This is a genomic window from Mesorhizobium sp. M1312, assembly GCF_040318115.1.
In the GTDB taxonomy this organism is placed as follows: Bacteria; Pseudomonadota; Alphaproteobacteria; order Rhizobiales; family Rhizobiaceae; genus Mesorhizobium.
Genome location: NZ_JAMYLQ010000023.1, coordinates 38,871 through 53,132, shown reverse-complemented (window position 1 = coordinate 53,132; position 14,262 = coordinate 38,871). Strand labels below are relative to the sequence as shown.

12 protein-coding genes are annotated in these 14,262 nt (G+C 62.6%); 8 read left to right on the top strand and 4 right to left on the bottom strand.

Annotation, left to right across the window (positions count from 1 at the left end; all coding sequences use genetic code 11):
- Nucleotides 1-9: 9 nt before the first annotated feature.
- Both NKH36_RS23620 and NKH36_RS23615 read right to left on the bottom strand, forming a co-directional pair.
- The gene (locus NKH36_RS23620; RefSeq protein ID WP_502912099.1) at nucleotides 10-1,137 is read right to left on the bottom strand and encodes an ABC transporter permease; all 1,128 of its coding nucleotides are present in this window, start codon (nucleotides 1,135-1,137) and stop codon (nucleotides 10-12) included.
- Nucleotides 1,127-1,867: an ATP-binding cassette domain-containing protein gene (locus NKH36_RS23615; RefSeq protein WP_352960698.1), complete on the bottom strand. Its 741-nt coding sequence runs from the start codon at nucleotides 1,865-1,867 to the stop codon at nucleotides 1,127-1,129. Before NKH36_RS23615 ends, NKH36_RS23620 begins: the two co-directional genes overlap by 11 nt.
- A 340-nt stretch (nucleotides 1,868-2,207) precedes the next feature.
- Between NKH36_RS23615 and NKH36_RS23610 the strand changes: the two genes are divergently transcribed.
- From NKH36_RS23610 to NKH36_RS23575, 8 genes are all read left to right on the top strand, one after another.
- On the top strand, nucleotides 2,208-3,659 hold the full coding sequence (locus tag NKH36_RS23610; protein WP_352960699.1) for an FAD-binding oxidoreductase: 1,452 nt from the start codon (nucleotides 2,208-2,210) through the stop codon (nucleotides 3,657-3,659).
- A gap of 9 nt (nucleotides 3,660-3,668) precedes the next feature.
- Nucleotides 3,669-4,400, top strand: a complete 732-nt coding sequence (locus NKH36_RS23605) for a FadR/GntR family transcriptional regulator (RefSeq protein WP_352960700.1) — start codon at nucleotides 3,669-3,671, stop codon at nucleotides 4,398-4,400.
- Nucleotides 4,401-4,402: 2 nt separating this feature from the next.
- Nucleotides 4,403-4,840: a VOC family protein gene (locus NKH36_RS23600; protein WP_502912098.1), complete on the top strand. Its 438-nt coding sequence runs from the start codon at nucleotides 4,403-4,405 to the stop codon at nucleotides 4,838-4,840.
- Between the two features lie 69 nt (nucleotides 4,841-4,909).
- Nucleotides 4,910-5,956, top strand: a complete 1,047-nt coding sequence (locus tag NKH36_RS23595) for an ABC transporter substrate-binding protein (RefSeq protein WP_352964707.1) — start codon at nucleotides 4,910-4,912, stop codon at nucleotides 5,954-5,956.
- Entirely contained in the window at nucleotides 5,956-6,732 is a 777-nt protein-coding gene (locus tag NKH36_RS23590; protein ID WP_473596543.1) for an ABC transporter ATP-binding protein, read from the top strand. Before NKH36_RS23595 ends, NKH36_RS23590 begins: the two co-directional genes overlap by 1 nt.
- Nucleotides 6,729-7,487, top strand: a complete 759-nt coding sequence (locus NKH36_RS23585; RefSeq protein WP_352960704.1) for an ABC transporter permease — start codon at nucleotides 6,729-6,731, stop codon at nucleotides 7,485-7,487. Before NKH36_RS23590 ends, NKH36_RS23585 begins: the two co-directional genes overlap by 4 nt.
- Nucleotides 7,488-7,661: 174 nt before the next feature.
- Nucleotides 7,662-9,158 carry a serine hydrolase gene (locus NKH36_RS23580; protein WP_352960762.1) on the top strand — a complete coding sequence of 499 codons (1,497 nt, stop codon included), beginning with the start codon at nucleotides 7,662-7,664 and terminating at the stop codon, nucleotides 9,156-9,158.
- A 124-nt stretch (nucleotides 9,159-9,282) separates the two neighbouring features.
- Nucleotides 9,283-9,702: a DOPA 4,5-dioxygenase family protein gene (locus NKH36_RS23575; RefSeq protein ID WP_352960705.1), complete on the top strand. Its 420-nt coding sequence runs from the start codon at nucleotides 9,283-9,285 to the stop codon at nucleotides 9,700-9,702.
- A 610-nt stretch (nucleotides 9,703-10,312) separates the two neighbouring features.
- On the opposite strand, the gene NKH36_RS23570 is transcribed toward NKH36_RS23575, so the two are convergent.
- Nucleotides 10,313-10,693, bottom strand: a complete 381-nt coding sequence (locus NKH36_RS23570; protein WP_352960706.1) for a YybH family protein — start codon at nucleotides 10,691-10,693, stop codon at nucleotides 10,313-10,315.
- Nucleotides 10,694-10,725: 32 nt separating this feature from the next.
- Complete coding sequence (locus NKH36_RS23565) at nucleotides 10,726-14,130, bottom strand: adenylate/guanylate cyclase domain-containing protein (protein WP_352960707.1); 3,405 nt, start codon at nucleotides 14,128-14,130, stop codon at nucleotides 10,726-10,728.
- Nucleotides 14,131-14,262: the final 132 nt, after the last annotated feature.

The window sequence follows — 14,262 nt, the reverse complement described above, 5'->3', positions numbered from 1 at the left end:
CGGCGGGTTCTAACGGCTTTTTTTGGGAATCAAGGCTGCCAGCGACGCGGCGAGGATCGATTTGCCGCCGGTTTGCATGCCCAAAAGAACCGCAAGAACGATGAAGGCGCCGACGAAGGCACCCTGCCAGTTTGAATCGATGCCGGCCATCAGCAGCGCATTCCTGATCACCTCGAGGAACGCCGAACCGATGATCGCACCGAAGGCCGTGCCGGCGCCGCCCATGAGGCTGGCGCCGCCAATGACTGTCGCCGCAATGACGCGCAGCTCATAGCCTTGGCCCATCGCATTGATGGCCGAGCCGTTGTAGCCGAGGAGCAGGAGCGAGGCGACCGAGGCAGTGAAGGCCGAGAAAACGTAGGCCTGGAATTTTATCCAGTCGACCGGAACGCCGGTCAGCCGTGCCGCCTCCTCATTGCCGCCGATAGCGAACAGATGCCGGGCCCAGGCAGTGAAATTGAACACGAAGCCGACAATCAGCGCCAGGATCACCATGGTCCAGAACTGCGACGACAGTTCCGGTATCCAGTGCGGCGCCCAGTCCTCGGGTCCATGCCGCGGCCATTTCGCCTGACCTATCGCCTTCACGATCGGAGCATCGGGCCCGAACTGGTAGAGCATCTGATTGGCCGAGAATACCACCGCCAGCGAGCGCGCGACGGACAGCATGCCGAGGGTGACCACAAAGGACGGCATTCCGACGTAGGCGACAAAGAATCCATTGACCGCGCCGCAGGCCAGACCGGAGGAAAGGCCCATGGCGAAGGCGACATACCAGGGATAATGCCAAGTGAGGAACAGGCCGGCGACGATGACCACGAGGCCCATGATCGAGCCGACCGACAGATCGATGCCACCGGTGATGATCACAACCGTCATGCCGAGCGCCATGATGCCGAAAGGCGCGAAATTGCGCGTCACATTGGCGACGTTTTCGGAGGTGCCGAAGCTCGGCTCCATCGCTGTCATCAAAATGACGAGCGCGATCAGCGCGATCGTCACCCAGAAGGGCTGACTTGAAATCACGCGTTGGAAAGCTGTCTGTTCCTTGGTCGGGACGAAGTCCGACATGGCCGGCTGGCCGGCTTGCTCGGCCGACCCCTGAACACTAACCGACTCCTGAACACTATTCGCCACGGATGGCCCCCGTTATCAGTCCAGTGATTTCCTCGGGCGATGTGTTGCCGGTGTCCTTGTCGGCAACCTTCGAACCCCGCCTGAGCACGATGATGCGGTCCGCGACGGCAAAAACGTCAGGCATGCGGTGGCTGATCAGCATGACACCGACGCCTTGCGCTTTGAGGCGCCGGATCAATTCGAGCACTTCGGCCACCTGGCGCACCGAGATGGCGGCGGTCGGTTCGTCCATCAACACCAGCTTGGCGTTTGAAAGCCGGGTCCGCGCAATGGCTACCGCCTGGCGCTGCCCACCTGACATCTTCTTGACCAAATCGCGCGGCCTGGTTTCCGATTTGAGTTCCTTGAACAGCGCTGCCGAGCGGTCGATCATCGCCTGCTTGTCAAGCACCCTGATCGGCCAGAAGCCTTTCTTGATCTCGCGGCCCAGGAAGACGTTCTGCGCGGCCGTTAGGTTATCGGCGAGCGCCAGGTCTTGATAAACGACTTCGATCCCCTTGGCGCGGGCCTGGACGGGTTTATGGAAATGGCAAACCTCGCCGTCCACGACAATTTCGCCGTCGCTCGGCGGGAAATTGCCAGCCACGGTCTTGACCACGGTGGACTTGCCGGCGCCGTTGTCGCCCATCAGACCCACGACTTCGCCTCGCTCCACCTGGAAGCTGACGTCGCTCAGGGCCTGGATGGCCCCAAAATTCTTGGAAACGTGGCGAACCTCAAGCACTGGCATAGCCGTCCTCCCCGGACAACATTTGCCAATCTTGTCCCGGACTTATGCAAGACAGCTAATCAGCGAAATGTATTCGACACAATACTTATTCGAAGGAGACCGGCATCCACTGTTAGACGGTGGCAGGTGGACCCCTGAGCAGATCGTCACTGAGCCGGCTTCGATTCCACGCGACCATTTTAAGTGTCGGCTCCGGCCGGCGGTAAAGTAGCATTTTCGAGGGGGAACAGTTCAGGCGCGGGCGTGGTTGCGGGGTGGACCGCGGAGTTCGGCGCCGAAGTGATGACGGCAACGAGAATGGGACTTGCCAAGTTGTAGGATGACCGTATGATCTGACGCGATGATCACGGATCGCCCATCTCAACGCGAAGCTTCCGGCGCAATTGCTGAGCTGCCTGCGCGGTTGGCGGGTGATGCGCTGATAGACGGCCAGTCGCCGCTGGCAGAACGCTACCTCATAGATTGGAGCCGCGACAGGCGCGGAAGGGCCCGCTTCATCGTGCGCCCAGAATCCGTGGGAGACGTCCAGGCGTTTGTGAGATGGTGCTCGCAGAGCGGCGTCGCCATCGTCGTGCAAGGCGGCAACACCGGACTTGCCGGCGGCGCCATTCCCGACAATTCGGACTGCGCCGTGCTGTCGCTTGAGCGTCTCAATCGGATACGTTCGGTCGATCCGCTCGACTTCACGCTGCAAGCCGATGCCGGTGCCGTGCTGCAGGACGTCAAGGACGCCGCTGAAGCATCCGACATGACCTTCCCTCTCGCGCTTGGCGCGCAGGGATCGTGCACGATCGGCGGCAATGTCGCGACCAATGCGGGTGGCATCAATGTGCTGCGGTACGGCATGACGCGTGATCTGGTGCTCGGGCTTGAGACGGTCCTGCCGGACGGCACACTGTGGAACGGCATGAATGGGCTGCGCAAGGACAATCGCGGCTACAGCCTGAAGCAATTGATGGTCGGCTCGGAGGGGACGCTAGGGATCGTCACGGGCGTAGAGGTAAGGCTCTCGCCCCGGCCGACACAGGTCGAGACCGCCTATGTCGGGCTGGGCAGCTTCCGTCAGGCATGTGAGCTGTTCCGGATGGCGAGGCATCTCTGCTCCGACCTTCTCAGCGCGTTTGAGGTCATCGGGGAAGAGTGCCTGCCGCTGGCCCATCTCATCGATCCGAAGCTGCGCTCGCCGTTGACGCAACCGTGTCCGGTTCATGCGATCGTCGAACTCGCCTGCGGGCCAGGGATAGATGCCGGCGGACTTCTTGAAACGATGCTGGCGCGCGCCGTCGAGACCGACCTGATCAGGGACGGCGTCGTCGCGCAAAGCCGCTCGCAGGCCGCCGCATTCTGGGCCATCCGGGAGGGCCTGGTTGAGGGTCAGGCGCGGCGTGGCTTTCATGTCCGCACCGACCTCTCGGTTCGCCTCAGCGAAGTGCCGAAGCTGATTGAGCAAGCACGCGCGTGTATCGTGCGCGAGTGGCCAGGCTGGACATCCCTAACCTATGGTCACGCGGGCGATGGGAACATCCATTTCAACGTGCTGCCTCCCATCGATTGCGAGCCCGGCGAAGCGAGGACCGTGGGCCAGGCGGTCTTGACCCGACTTTATGAACTGGTCGGAGCGCTCGGCGGTTCGTTCAGCGCCGAGCATGGCGTCGGTCGCAGCCGCAGCCATGTGTTCTGGGCCGGCCTACCGCAGCGCGAGCGGCAGCTACATACCGCGATCAAGGCAGCCTTCGATCCGGCAGGCCTGTTCAATCCCGGATGTCTCATGCCTGATCGGGGCGATTTGTAGGGAAGCCGCATGAAGCAGCGTTCATCCATCATCGGCAGCGTCGAGGCGCTTCCGCATCGCGTCGCTTCGCATCTGAGCCGCGAGATCGAGGGCGGCGACATCATCCCGGGAGCCCGGCTTCCCACCGAAAGCCAGCTCGCCGACAAGTTCGGCGTCAGCCGCAATGTTGTCAGGGAAGCGATCGCGCAGCTTCGCGCCGACGGCATGATCGAGGCGCGTCAGGGGGTGGGCGCATTCGTCATGGCGCCGGAACAGCGGACGGCCATCCGGATCGACCGTGAGGCGCTGAAAGACCAGCGCAACATGGAGCAGCTGTTCGAGCTGCGCAGCATCCTGGAGACCGAATCCGCCACGCTGGCCGCAGCGCGCTGCGCATCCGATGATCTTGACGCAATCAAGGCTGCGCTGGACCGCATGGGTGGCGAGGAGCGCTGGGAGGATGGCAGCATCGAGGCCGATCTGCTTTTCCATCGAGCGATCGCCCGGGCCACCGGCAACGGGTACATCTACACCTTCATTTCCTTCGTCTGCGAGCAGATCCGCCAGTCGATCCACTATGCCCGCCTCACCAATCCGCTCCACGACCTGGTTGAGGTCAACGTCGCCGAGCACGTGCGGATCTACGACGCGCTCGCCGCGCATGATCCGCAGGCTGCCGGCGAGGCGATGCGCCGGCACATCGATGGCGCGGCATCGCGAGTCGGCGTCGAACTCATCGCGAAGATCAATCGAGGCAAATGACCATGTCGCTCGGCCAGACCAAGGCAATCACCGATATCTGCCTGCTTGTCGAGGATATCGACCGCACCATCGACTTCTATACGCACAAGCTCGGCTACCGGATCAGACGCCGCGCCGAGGGCTTTGTCGATTTTCATTCCGAGCGTGTGACGCTAGCCGCATGGGAGCTGGATCACATCAATCGCCACTGCGGCGTTTCGAATGTCCGCTCACCGAAGCATGCGCACAAAGCATGCGTCGCCATGGAACTCGAAAGCGCCGGCGAGGTCGACCGGCTCTACGCCGAGCTGTCGGACAAGGGAGTGCCATTCGTCGGGCCGCCCGGCGACTATGTCTGGAACGCGCGCTGCGCCTACTTCCACGACCCGGACGGGACGCTGTGGGAGCTCTACGCCTGGACCGGCGCGGGACCGGGCGACTATCACGACACGCAAGCGTAATTCCGATCGCGACGGCCTCGCAAGAAGGGCCGCGCCGCATGCAAACAAGTCCAACAACGGAGCAAGAAGATGAGTGGGAACACATCGCAGTGGAATCGCAGATCGATCCTGAAGGCCGGCGCCGCCGGCCTGGCGGCTTTCGGGCCGGGACTTCAGCTGTTCGGCGCCAGCGCCTCGGCAGCCGCCAAGCTCGTCGTCCAGTATGATTGGCTGATGTCGAACGGCCAGATCGGCGACGTGGCAGCCGTCGCCAATGGCTACTTCACCGAAGCCGGGCTCGAGGTCGAGTTCAGCCCTGGCGGACCGAACGCCGCCACCGTGCCGCCGGTGGTGTCCGGTGCCGCCCAGCTCGGCCAATTCTCCGAATCGCCTCAACTCTATGCCGCGCGGGCGAGCGGCGTTCCGATAAAGATCATCGCCTGCGGCTATCGCACCGGGCCCTATGCGCTGACGTCGAAACCGGAAAAGCCGATCCGGTCGGTGGCGGATCTGAAGGGGATGCGGATCGGCACGCAGCCGACCGCGCGCTTCGCCATCGATGCGATGCTCGCGAAGAACAAGATCGACCCTTCCGAGGTCACCATCGTCAATGTCGGCTTCGATAAGGCGCCGCTGGTTCGTGGCGACGTCGATGCGATCGGTGGCTGGATCACCAACACGCAGGCGCTCAGCGTCGTCGGTGATGATCGCATCGATCTTCTGTTGTCGGAACTGGGCCTGGCGTCCTATGCCGACGTCTACTTCGCGACCGACAGCGCCATCGAATCCGATTCCGAGACCCTGGCAAAATTCATCGGCGCGGTTGCCAAGGGGTGGGGCTGGGTCCACGCCAATCCCGAGCAGGCGGTCGACAAGCTCGTCGCAGCCTATCCCGAGATCGACGCAGGCTGGGAAAAGAAGACGATCCCACTGGTGCTGAAACTGTCGTTCGACGACAACACGAAAAAGGATGGATGGGGCACGTTCGATCCTGGCTCGATCGAGAGCCAGATCGCGCTGCTTGACCAGATCGGCCAGTATCCGAACGGCAGGCCGAAGGCCGAGGACGTCTATACGACGAAGATTCTCGAACTCAGTGCGGCTGAACGGCCGAAGCTCGGCGCGCCCGCCTCTTGATGGCCGCGCCGGCCATCGAAACCTCCGGTCTCGACGTCGGCTATCCCGGCCGGCGCTCGCCCGTGACGGTGATCTCCGGTCTCGACCTGACAGTCGAGGCCGGAACGTTCCTGTCGATCCTCGGGCCTTCGGGGTGCGGAAAGTCGACGTTTCTGCGGGTTGTCGCCGATCTGCTGGCGCCACTTGCGGGCACGATACGCGTGATGGGCGAAACGCCGTCGGCTGTGCGCTCCGGCCGCGGCGTGGGTTTTGTCTTCCAGGACTCGACCTTGCTGCCGTGGCGCACGGCGCGCGAGAATGTGCGGCTGCCGATCCAGGTCGGCCGCCGCAGCCTGTCGCGCATGATAGACGACCGCGCCGACGAGCTGCTCGAACTCGTCGGCCTGTCGGAGCTCAGTGAGCGCCTGCCGCATCAGCTCTCCGGCGGGCAGCGCCAAAGGCTGGCGATCGCCCGGGCGCTGCTTGGCGAGCCGCGTCTGCTTCTGATGGACGAGCCGTTTGGCGCGCTTGACGAGATCACCCGCGATCGCCTCAACGACGAACTGCTGAACCTTTGGCGGCGGACCGGAACGACCGTGCTGTTCGTCACGCATTCCATCGCCGAAGCCGTTTATCTCGGACAGCGCGTGATCGTGCTTGCCGCCCATCCGGGACGGATCGTCGCCGACCACGACCTTCGTCCGCTGAAGGGGCCGGACAACAGATGCTCGCGCGAGGACCCTGCGATCGTCGCGGCAATGGCCAGGATGCGTTCCGCCCTCGGAGCGGCCTCGTGAACCAGGGCGCGCTTTCGCCGTTCGCACAGACCGTGCTGCCGATCCTCGGCGCCGGCTCGCTCATTCTCGCATGGCAGTTCCTGCTGCCGCTCGCCGGCGTGCCGGCATATATCGTTCCGACCCCGACCGCGATAGCGGGCGTGTTTGCCAGGAACGGATCGCTTCTCCTGTCGAACCTCTGGCCGACGGCCATCGAGGCGCTCTCCGGCTTCGTGCTCGGCAACCTCGCCGCAGTGCTGCTGGCGATCGTCTTCGTGCACAGCCGTACGCTTCAGGCGGCCTATTTTCCGGTCGTGCTGTTCTTCAACACGATCCCGGTGCTTGCGCTGGCCCCGGTCGTCATCCTCATCTTCGGCCTCGGCATGCTGCCCAAGATCGTTATCGCGGCGGTGATCTGTTTCTTCCCGACGCTGATCAACATGATCCGGGGCCTGGAATCGGCGAGCGCCAGCGAGCACGAGCTGTTCCGCGTGCTGTCGGCGACGCGCTGGGAAGTATTCTGGCGCCTGCGCCTGCCGCGCGCGCTGCCAATGCTTTTCGCTTCGCTGCGGATCGCCTCGGCGACCGCGGTGATCGGCGCGATCGTCGGCGAATGGATCGGCTCCGACAAAGGTCTCGGCGCGCTGATCATCCAGGCGACCTTCAACTATCAGTCCGACCGGCTCTACGCCGCCATCGTGCTCTCATCGCTGTTGTCGATCGGGTTCTTCATGACTGTCGTCGTCACTGAGCGGTGGTCCGTTCGATACCGTTGACCGGCTGGCTCTCAGGTATGGCCGCTTGGCGTCGCACCGGGACTTCGCTCGGCCGCACAGGCGAGGGTTGCCTCGCCTGGGCCTGCCTGTACTATGACCAGGTACATGCAGGGGAGGAGCTCGAGCGTGGGTCGGAATTTCCGCCGTTGGGGGGTGTGGGCCTTCATAGCCGTCATGGTGCTTTCGCCGCATGCTGCGTCGGCCGACACGCCCGACCGGATCACTGCCGCCCTGTCGAAGCTCGAAGCGCTCGCCGAAGGCGTCGTCGCGGATGGTGGGGTGCCTGGTCTCGCCATCGGGGTCGTCCATGACGACAAGGTGGTTTTCCTCAAGGGGTTTGGGCATCGTGAGGCCGGCAAACCGGAGGCCGTCGACGCCGACACGGTGTTCCAGATCGCCTCGCTCTCCAAGCCGGTCTCGGCAACGATCGTGGCGGCGCTGGTCGGCGAGGGCATCGTTTCCTGGAATGCCAAAATCGCCGATCTCGATCCGGCCTTCCGGCTGTCCGAGCCCTATCCGACCAGCGAACTCACGGTCCGCGACCTGTTTGCCCACCGCAGCGGACTTCCCGGCACGGCCGGAGACGACCTCGAGGACATTGGCTACGATCGCGCGGAGATCCTGCGCCGTCTGCGGTTCGTATCGCCATCGTCGAGCTTTCGTGCCGGCTACTCCTACAGCAATTTCGGCCTGACCGAGGGTGCCGTCGCGGCCGCGAAGCCGACGGGCAAGCCTTGGGAGGAGATCGCCGAGGAGAAGCTCTACCGTCCACTTGGAATGGCCTCGACCAGTTCGCGTCATGCGGACTTCATCAAGCATGCCAATCGCGCTGCGCTACACGTCAAGATCGACGGCGTCTGGACTGCGAAGGTAAAGCGCGACCCGGATGCGCAGGCGCCGGCAGGCGGCGTCAGCTCCACGGCACGCGATCTCTCGCAATGGGTGCGCCTCGTACTCGGCAATGGGGTCTATGCCGGCGAGACACTCATTAAAGCCGACGCGCTGGACCAGACGCATGTTCCGCTGATGGCTCGCGGCAAGAACCCCGTCTCGGGCGGCACGTCCTTCTACGGCCTCGGCTGGAATGTCGAATTCGGCCGGCACGGTCTGAGCTGGGGCCATGCCGGCGCCTTCAGTGTCGGCGCACGCACCCTGGTGACGCTCTTCCCGGAGGAGAAGCTTGGCATCGTGATCGTCGCCAACGCCTTTTCGACAGGGGTACCGGAAGGGCTGTCCGACAGCTTCGCCGATCTCGTCTTTGATGGAACGGTCGAGAAGGATTGGGTCAAGGCATGGGATGACACCTATGCGAGCCTGTTCGGCCCGGCGGTCGCGAGGGCCAAGGCCATCTATGCCGCGCCGCCGTCTCCGGCAAGCCCGGCCGGGTCGGCCAGCGCCTATAAGGGCCGCTATTTCAACGACTTCATCGGCGATGCGGTTGTGTCGGGTGAGGGCGACGACCTTGTGCTCAAGGTCGGGCCGGGCGGCGCCCGGTCCTATTCACTGGAGCATTTCGACCGCGACCTGTTCCTGACCTATCCGGACGCCGAGACGCCGGACGCGCCCTCGGCCGTAAGCTTCATCATCGGTCCCGACGGCAAGGCGTCGGCCATGACAGTGGAATTTCTCGACGGCAATCATCTCGGCACGCTGGCGCGCGTGGGTGACTAGGGTCAATGGTAGTGAGACGGTTGTCCCGGTTATCCCTCGGCAAGACGCCGGCATCAACGCTGCCTCGACAAGGCCGACCTTCCATGCGTCGGGTCTGCCGGAATCATCGAAGGAGAGCATCAAGGTGAACGAAGACGCCGCCAGTCCAAGGCCGCTTTCGGAAATTGCCAGCTATCACGCGCATATCTACTACGACGGGCAGGCCGAGCGGCGGCATGCCGAATGGCTGCGCCTGCGCATCGGCGAGCGTTTCCGCGTGCGCCTGGGCAATTGGCGCGACGAACCGGTCGGCCCGCATCAGCAAGCCATGTATCAGGTCTCCTTCGCCACCGAGATTTTCGCTTCGCTGGTTCCATGGCTGATGCTGAACCATGGCGGCCTGAGCATCCTCATCCACCCCAACACCACCAACCCCAAGCGCGACCATCTGGTCGACCCGATCTGGATCGGGCGGGCGTTGGGGGTGAACGGCGAGGTTCTCGGCGAGGAGGATGAAGCGGAGGAGGCTCTGGAGGTGAATACCGAGCCGACGCTGGGGGCGTAGAGGTGGACGAATTATTGCTGGCGGCGGCCCGACTTGGCCGAAGACAACTGTCTGCCTTGGGGCCGAATCCAGTCGGTCCGGTTTAGATCGAGGAAGGAAAAACGGCCATTCGCACCGCGGACGCTGCTGAAACCCAATTGGTAACTCTGTTTCAAACGCGTCGTCGCAAGCTGCAAAGACGGGTGGCAGCTGCTCTCTCAGGGCCAAGTGAAGGCCGCCCGGAGAGTGCCGATCTAAGTTGCGCTTCATGCGGCCAAGATGCATGCCTTGCGAGCAAGGCTCCGCAGTTCACCAAGAACCTGAAGGGAACGACTGTGCAGAAATTCGTGACGATTGGATATAGAGCCGTGAGGGATACCGACCGCAGTGGCGTTCGAGACGCAGCCCACGCGCACGATGCGAAGTTGCAGAAAGACGGAGCGTTGACGGGTATCGCGGGCGCTCCTGTGCAAGTGGATCTGGCTCACCGGTTCGACTGCCGGCGCCGTGATGATCGTGCAGTTGGTGATGCCGAGTTTCTTGTCATGCGCTCAGAGGCCGGCGAACGAGAACGGCTGGTGGTCCGGCAGGTGAATATGCCACGGTTTCTTGCCGCCGTCGGTCGGCGAGATTAAACGCCAGGAAGCAGCGCATCAGTTCCAAGTGTGGAGGCATACTCTCCACGATCCATCAGTTTCGCGTCGGAAGATTGTGACGATGGATCCTTCGTAGCGCTGCGTTTCGCCGCCTTCGGCCGACCATTTCCCGGTCGCGTAGGCAATGTCGCCACGAGTTCGATGCCATGGTTCCCCACACCAGCCGAGATCAATTCCTTCCAGAAGTCCTTGATAGCGCTCGTCCCCCTTATGAAGGCATGGGTGGACGGCAATACAACCGCGTCGGGTGTGTAATGAGCAGCGACTGCGTCAGCATTGCCGCTATTGAAGGCCGAATTCCAGCCATCATTCGCCTTCAGAAGCACGTCGCGGATATTCTCGGTCGGTTGTGCCATGGCGTTCCTCCTTTGTCTGTCGCCAATTTCTATTAATTGGCCGCCCGAAGACCTTCAGCCGGTGTTGCGAGTGCTCGTGCGGCTTGCAGGTCAGGCAAGGTTTGTCCCTCGGTAAACCCGGAAATGATGAGTGCGAGCCGCTCGCGAGCACCAGAAATGGGACAGTCGGCCCGCGCGAGGCTCAGTGCAGCACGCAGCTCCCAGAATCGCGCGCCCTGGGCCTGGGCAATCGCCAACGCGTCAGAAAGGCGATTTTCGGCGAGTGCAACTCCGTCTTCTCCCGACTGCAGGAGCACCTCGCCCTGTAGGCGTAGCACCTCGGCTGCAAACCATCGTTCATTGGTGCGTTCGATCCTGGCATGTGCTTCTTCAAGCAAACGGAGTGCAACATCGTGGTCGCCGGCTCTGACCTCGATCTGCGCCTGAAGGGCGATGAAATAAGGAACCATGAATTCCGCGCCGGTCGCACGCCACTCAACAAGGCCTCGTTGGAGTTCCAGGCGACCCCGATCGGCATCGCCCGCCTCAGCGAGTGTCCAAGCGCTCAAGATTGTGGCGCCGGCAAGCCAAAAGCGGAATCCAGCTTCGCTGGCAATGCGGGTCAACTCTGCGCAGCATTCCCGGACACTTTCGCGATCGCCAAGGATCTGGCGGATGACGCCGCCGAAGAATAATGGCAGAGCAAGGCTGTTGCGATGGCCCACACGATGCGCTTCAGCAACCGCCTCGTTGTTGGCCGCCAGAGCCTGATCAGGAAACCCAAGCGGCAGCAATGTGCGGGCGAGATAGTCCAGGCACACGACCCGTGGGTCGAAGGCGTAAACAAACGCCGGCGATCTGTGCTCCTGGGGATCGTAGAGAACCAACGCCTGCTCGAGATGTGCCCGGGCGCGGGCGAATTCGCCGGCAGGCAACGCGCTGACCCCAGCCGCCCGATGAGCAAAGAACGACAGCCCACGGTCGCTGCTCGCTTCCGCCAATTCAAGCAGGCGGTCCGCTGCGCTGCGGGCCTCCGCCAACTCGGCAGCATAGAGGTGGTAAAGACATAGACCGTAAAGAACCGGAAAGAGCTGACGTGTATCGCTCAGCTCTTCACAGAGTTCGCGCGCGCGACCATAAGCGGTCGCTGTCGAAGGTGCGGCGAAGCCGTGCGCAGCAACGTGGGTACTGCCGAGCGCCAACTGGATTGCAAGTTCGCGCCGCGAACGCTCTTCGGACGGTGGCATCGCCGAAAGCCCGGTTCGGGCGTTGTCGAATCTGGCGAGCGCCTCAGTCAGGACAGAGCGAGAAAGCGCCCGACGACCAGCGAGCTCATTGTACTCGACAGCCTTTTCCACAAGGCCCGCCTGACCAAAGTGGTGGGCAAGCAGTTCGGGCTCTGTGGTTACGATTTCGGGAAAGCGTTCCTCGAGAATGGACGCAATCCGGGCATGAAGCTGCTGGCGGCGGCTGTGCAGGAGGCTGCTGTAGGCCGCATCCTGCACGAGCGCATGCTTGAAGACGTAAGTTACTTGGCTGTTACTGCCGCGGCGGAAAACAAGGCCGGCCGCTACTAGCTCGTTCGTTGCCCGCTCAAGCTCAAAATCAGGAAGTCCAGCCGCTGCGGCAAGCAACTCGTGCTTGAACTCGCGACCGATCACTGCCCCGATCTGCGCGACCTCCCGGACCGACGCCAACCGATCCAGCCGGGCCATCAGCGAGTCGTGCAGAGTGGCCGGGACGGCAAACGGAGGCAGTGGGCCCGCCAGCACGAGTTCGCCGTCACGCTCTTCAAGCAGGCCCGATTCAAGCACGACCTTCGTCAACTCTTCCACGAAAAGCGGCACGCCCTCGGTCTTCGACAGAACCTGATCCAGCACTGTTGCTGGCAACTGCTTGCCCCCCGTCATCGCTGCAATGATAGAGGCCGCTTGGGAACGGCTGAGCCGATTCAGGGTCAAAAAAGTCGCGTGCGGAAGACCAGCCCAGCGCACGGCGCCTTCCGGTCGCGAAGTTGCAATCAGCATTATAGGCAAGTGTTGAATCCGGCCCGCGATTTGGTCGAAGAGCTCGGCGGACATCGGATCAAGGTAATGCGCGTCCTCAAGCTGCATCAGGACCGGCTTGCTGCGGGCCAGTGCCTCCAGCTGCTCGATCAGCACCTCGAATGTGCGAGACTTCTGTTTTTGCGCCATCAGGTCGAGCTTGGGATAGCGTCCCTCGGTCGGAATCGACAGCAATGCCGCGATTAGTGGTATCGCCTCATTGGGGTTCTTTGTCGAACCGGCGAGCAGTTGCTCAAGAAAGTCAAGCTGACGCTCGGGCGGGTCCGTCCGCCTGATGTTCCCGGCCCGGAGCAACTGATCCGTCACAGGATAGAGGGCAGTTTCGAGGTGATAAGGCGAGCAGTAATACCGCAGTCGCGTGTGTGCCTCGTCTTTTAGGCGCTCCAGCAGTTCTTGCAGAATGCGGGACTTGCCTATGCCAGCCTCGCCGAATAGCTCGACAACTTGGCCTTCCCCGGAAGCGGCAAGCCGCCACCGATCGAGGAGCAGGGCGATGTCATGTTCCCGCCCTGTAAGCGGCGCAGATTCGGCTGCGTGAAGTGCTTCGAATCGACTCTCGGCGCGTCCCTCTCCAATCACCTTGAATGCGTTTATGGGCGCGTCGAAGCCTGGCAACCGCTGCGGCCGGATTCTGGTCACCTCGAACAGCTTTCCGATAAGTCTATAGGTAAGCTCCGAGATGGCTACCGTTCCCGGCTCGGCCAAAGTTTGGAGCCGAGCTGCAAGATTGGGGGTCTCGCCCACGACTGCATTCTCTTGCGCGGCACCTACACCAATCAGGTCGCCCACGACTACGACGCCAGTTGCAATGCCAACGCGGACCGAAAGTTGCTGCCCGTCACCCAAAGACAAGTCGGCTACGGCAGCGACCACCGCTAGCGCCGCGCGAACAGCGCGCTCGGCCTCGTCCTCGTGTGCCTGCGGCCAACCGAAATAGGCCAATACTCCGTCGCCCATAAGCTTGGCGACGTGTCCCTCGAAGCGGAGGACTTCGCCAGCGACAGTATTCTGAAACTTCCTCAAAAGGTCGCGCATCTCCTCAGGGTCAAGCCGCGTCGCAAGCGCGGTAGAACCGACGAGATCCACGAACATGACCGTCAATTGACGCCGTTCTGCCTCGCGAGGCCGTCCAGGTTCGCCGAACCGGTCAACCGAAGCCGACGTCCGGATTGGTGAGGCTGAAGCTGGTTTCGCCGGCTCTAACGCCGGCTCTCCTTGCATCGCGGCAATTGCCTCCAGGATGCGCTTGCGGTGGGCAAGCGCGGCAACCCCGATTTCTTTCAAGTCCTCGGCGGTGAGGCGCGGCAGTATTTCGGCATCAATCGCGTTTTCGTCGAAAGCCGAAATGTACTGCTCAAGGCCTAAACCTCTGAGCCAAACTGCGATATTCATTAGGCTCCCTCCGCAGCCATTTGGCCTCGCTTCGGTGGGGCAGGAAACATATCACAAAGGCATCGCGATAACACGCGAGTTCGTGTGTCGCGGGCCTGACATTCGGTGAGAACCCCGCAAAACGTCGCCAAT

Bases quoted from the DNA above. Each gene is read 5' to 3' on its own strand.
- NKH36_RS23580 (WP_352960762.1), top strand. From the start codon at position 7,662: ATGGTGCTTTCGCCGCATGCTGCGTCGGCCGACACGCCCGACCGGATC.
- NKH36_RS23615 (WP_352960698.1), bottom strand. From the start codon at position 1,867: ATGCCAGTGCTTGAGGTTCGCCACGTTTCCAAGAATTTTGGGGCCATC.
- NKH36_RS23600 (WP_502912098.1), top strand. From the start codon at position 4,403: ATGTCGCTCGGCCAGACCAAGGCAATCACCGATATCTGCCTGCTTGTC.
- NKH36_RS23570 (WP_352960706.1), bottom strand. From the start codon at position 10,693: ATGGCACAACCGACCGAGAATATCCGCGACGTGCTTCTGAAGGCGAAT.
- NKH36_RS23590 (WP_473596543.1), top strand. From the start codon at position 5,956: ATGGCCGCGCCGGCCATCGAAACCTCCGGTCTCGACGTCGGCTATCCC.
- NKH36_RS23565 (WP_352960707.1), bottom strand. From the start codon at position 14,130: ATGAATATCGCAGTTTGGCTCAGAGGTTTAGGCCTTGAGCAGTACATT.
- NKH36_RS23595 (WP_352964707.1), top strand. From the start codon at position 4,910: ATGAGTGGGAACACATCGCAGTGGAATCGCAGATCGATCCTGAAGGCC.
- NKH36_RS23605 (WP_352960700.1), top strand. From the start codon at position 3,669: ATGAAGCAGCGTTCATCCATCATCGGCAGCGTCGAGGCGCTTCCGCAT.
- NKH36_RS23610 (WP_352960699.1), top strand. From the start codon at position 2,208: ATGATCACGGATCGCCCATCTCAACGCGAAGCTTCCGGCGCAATTGCT.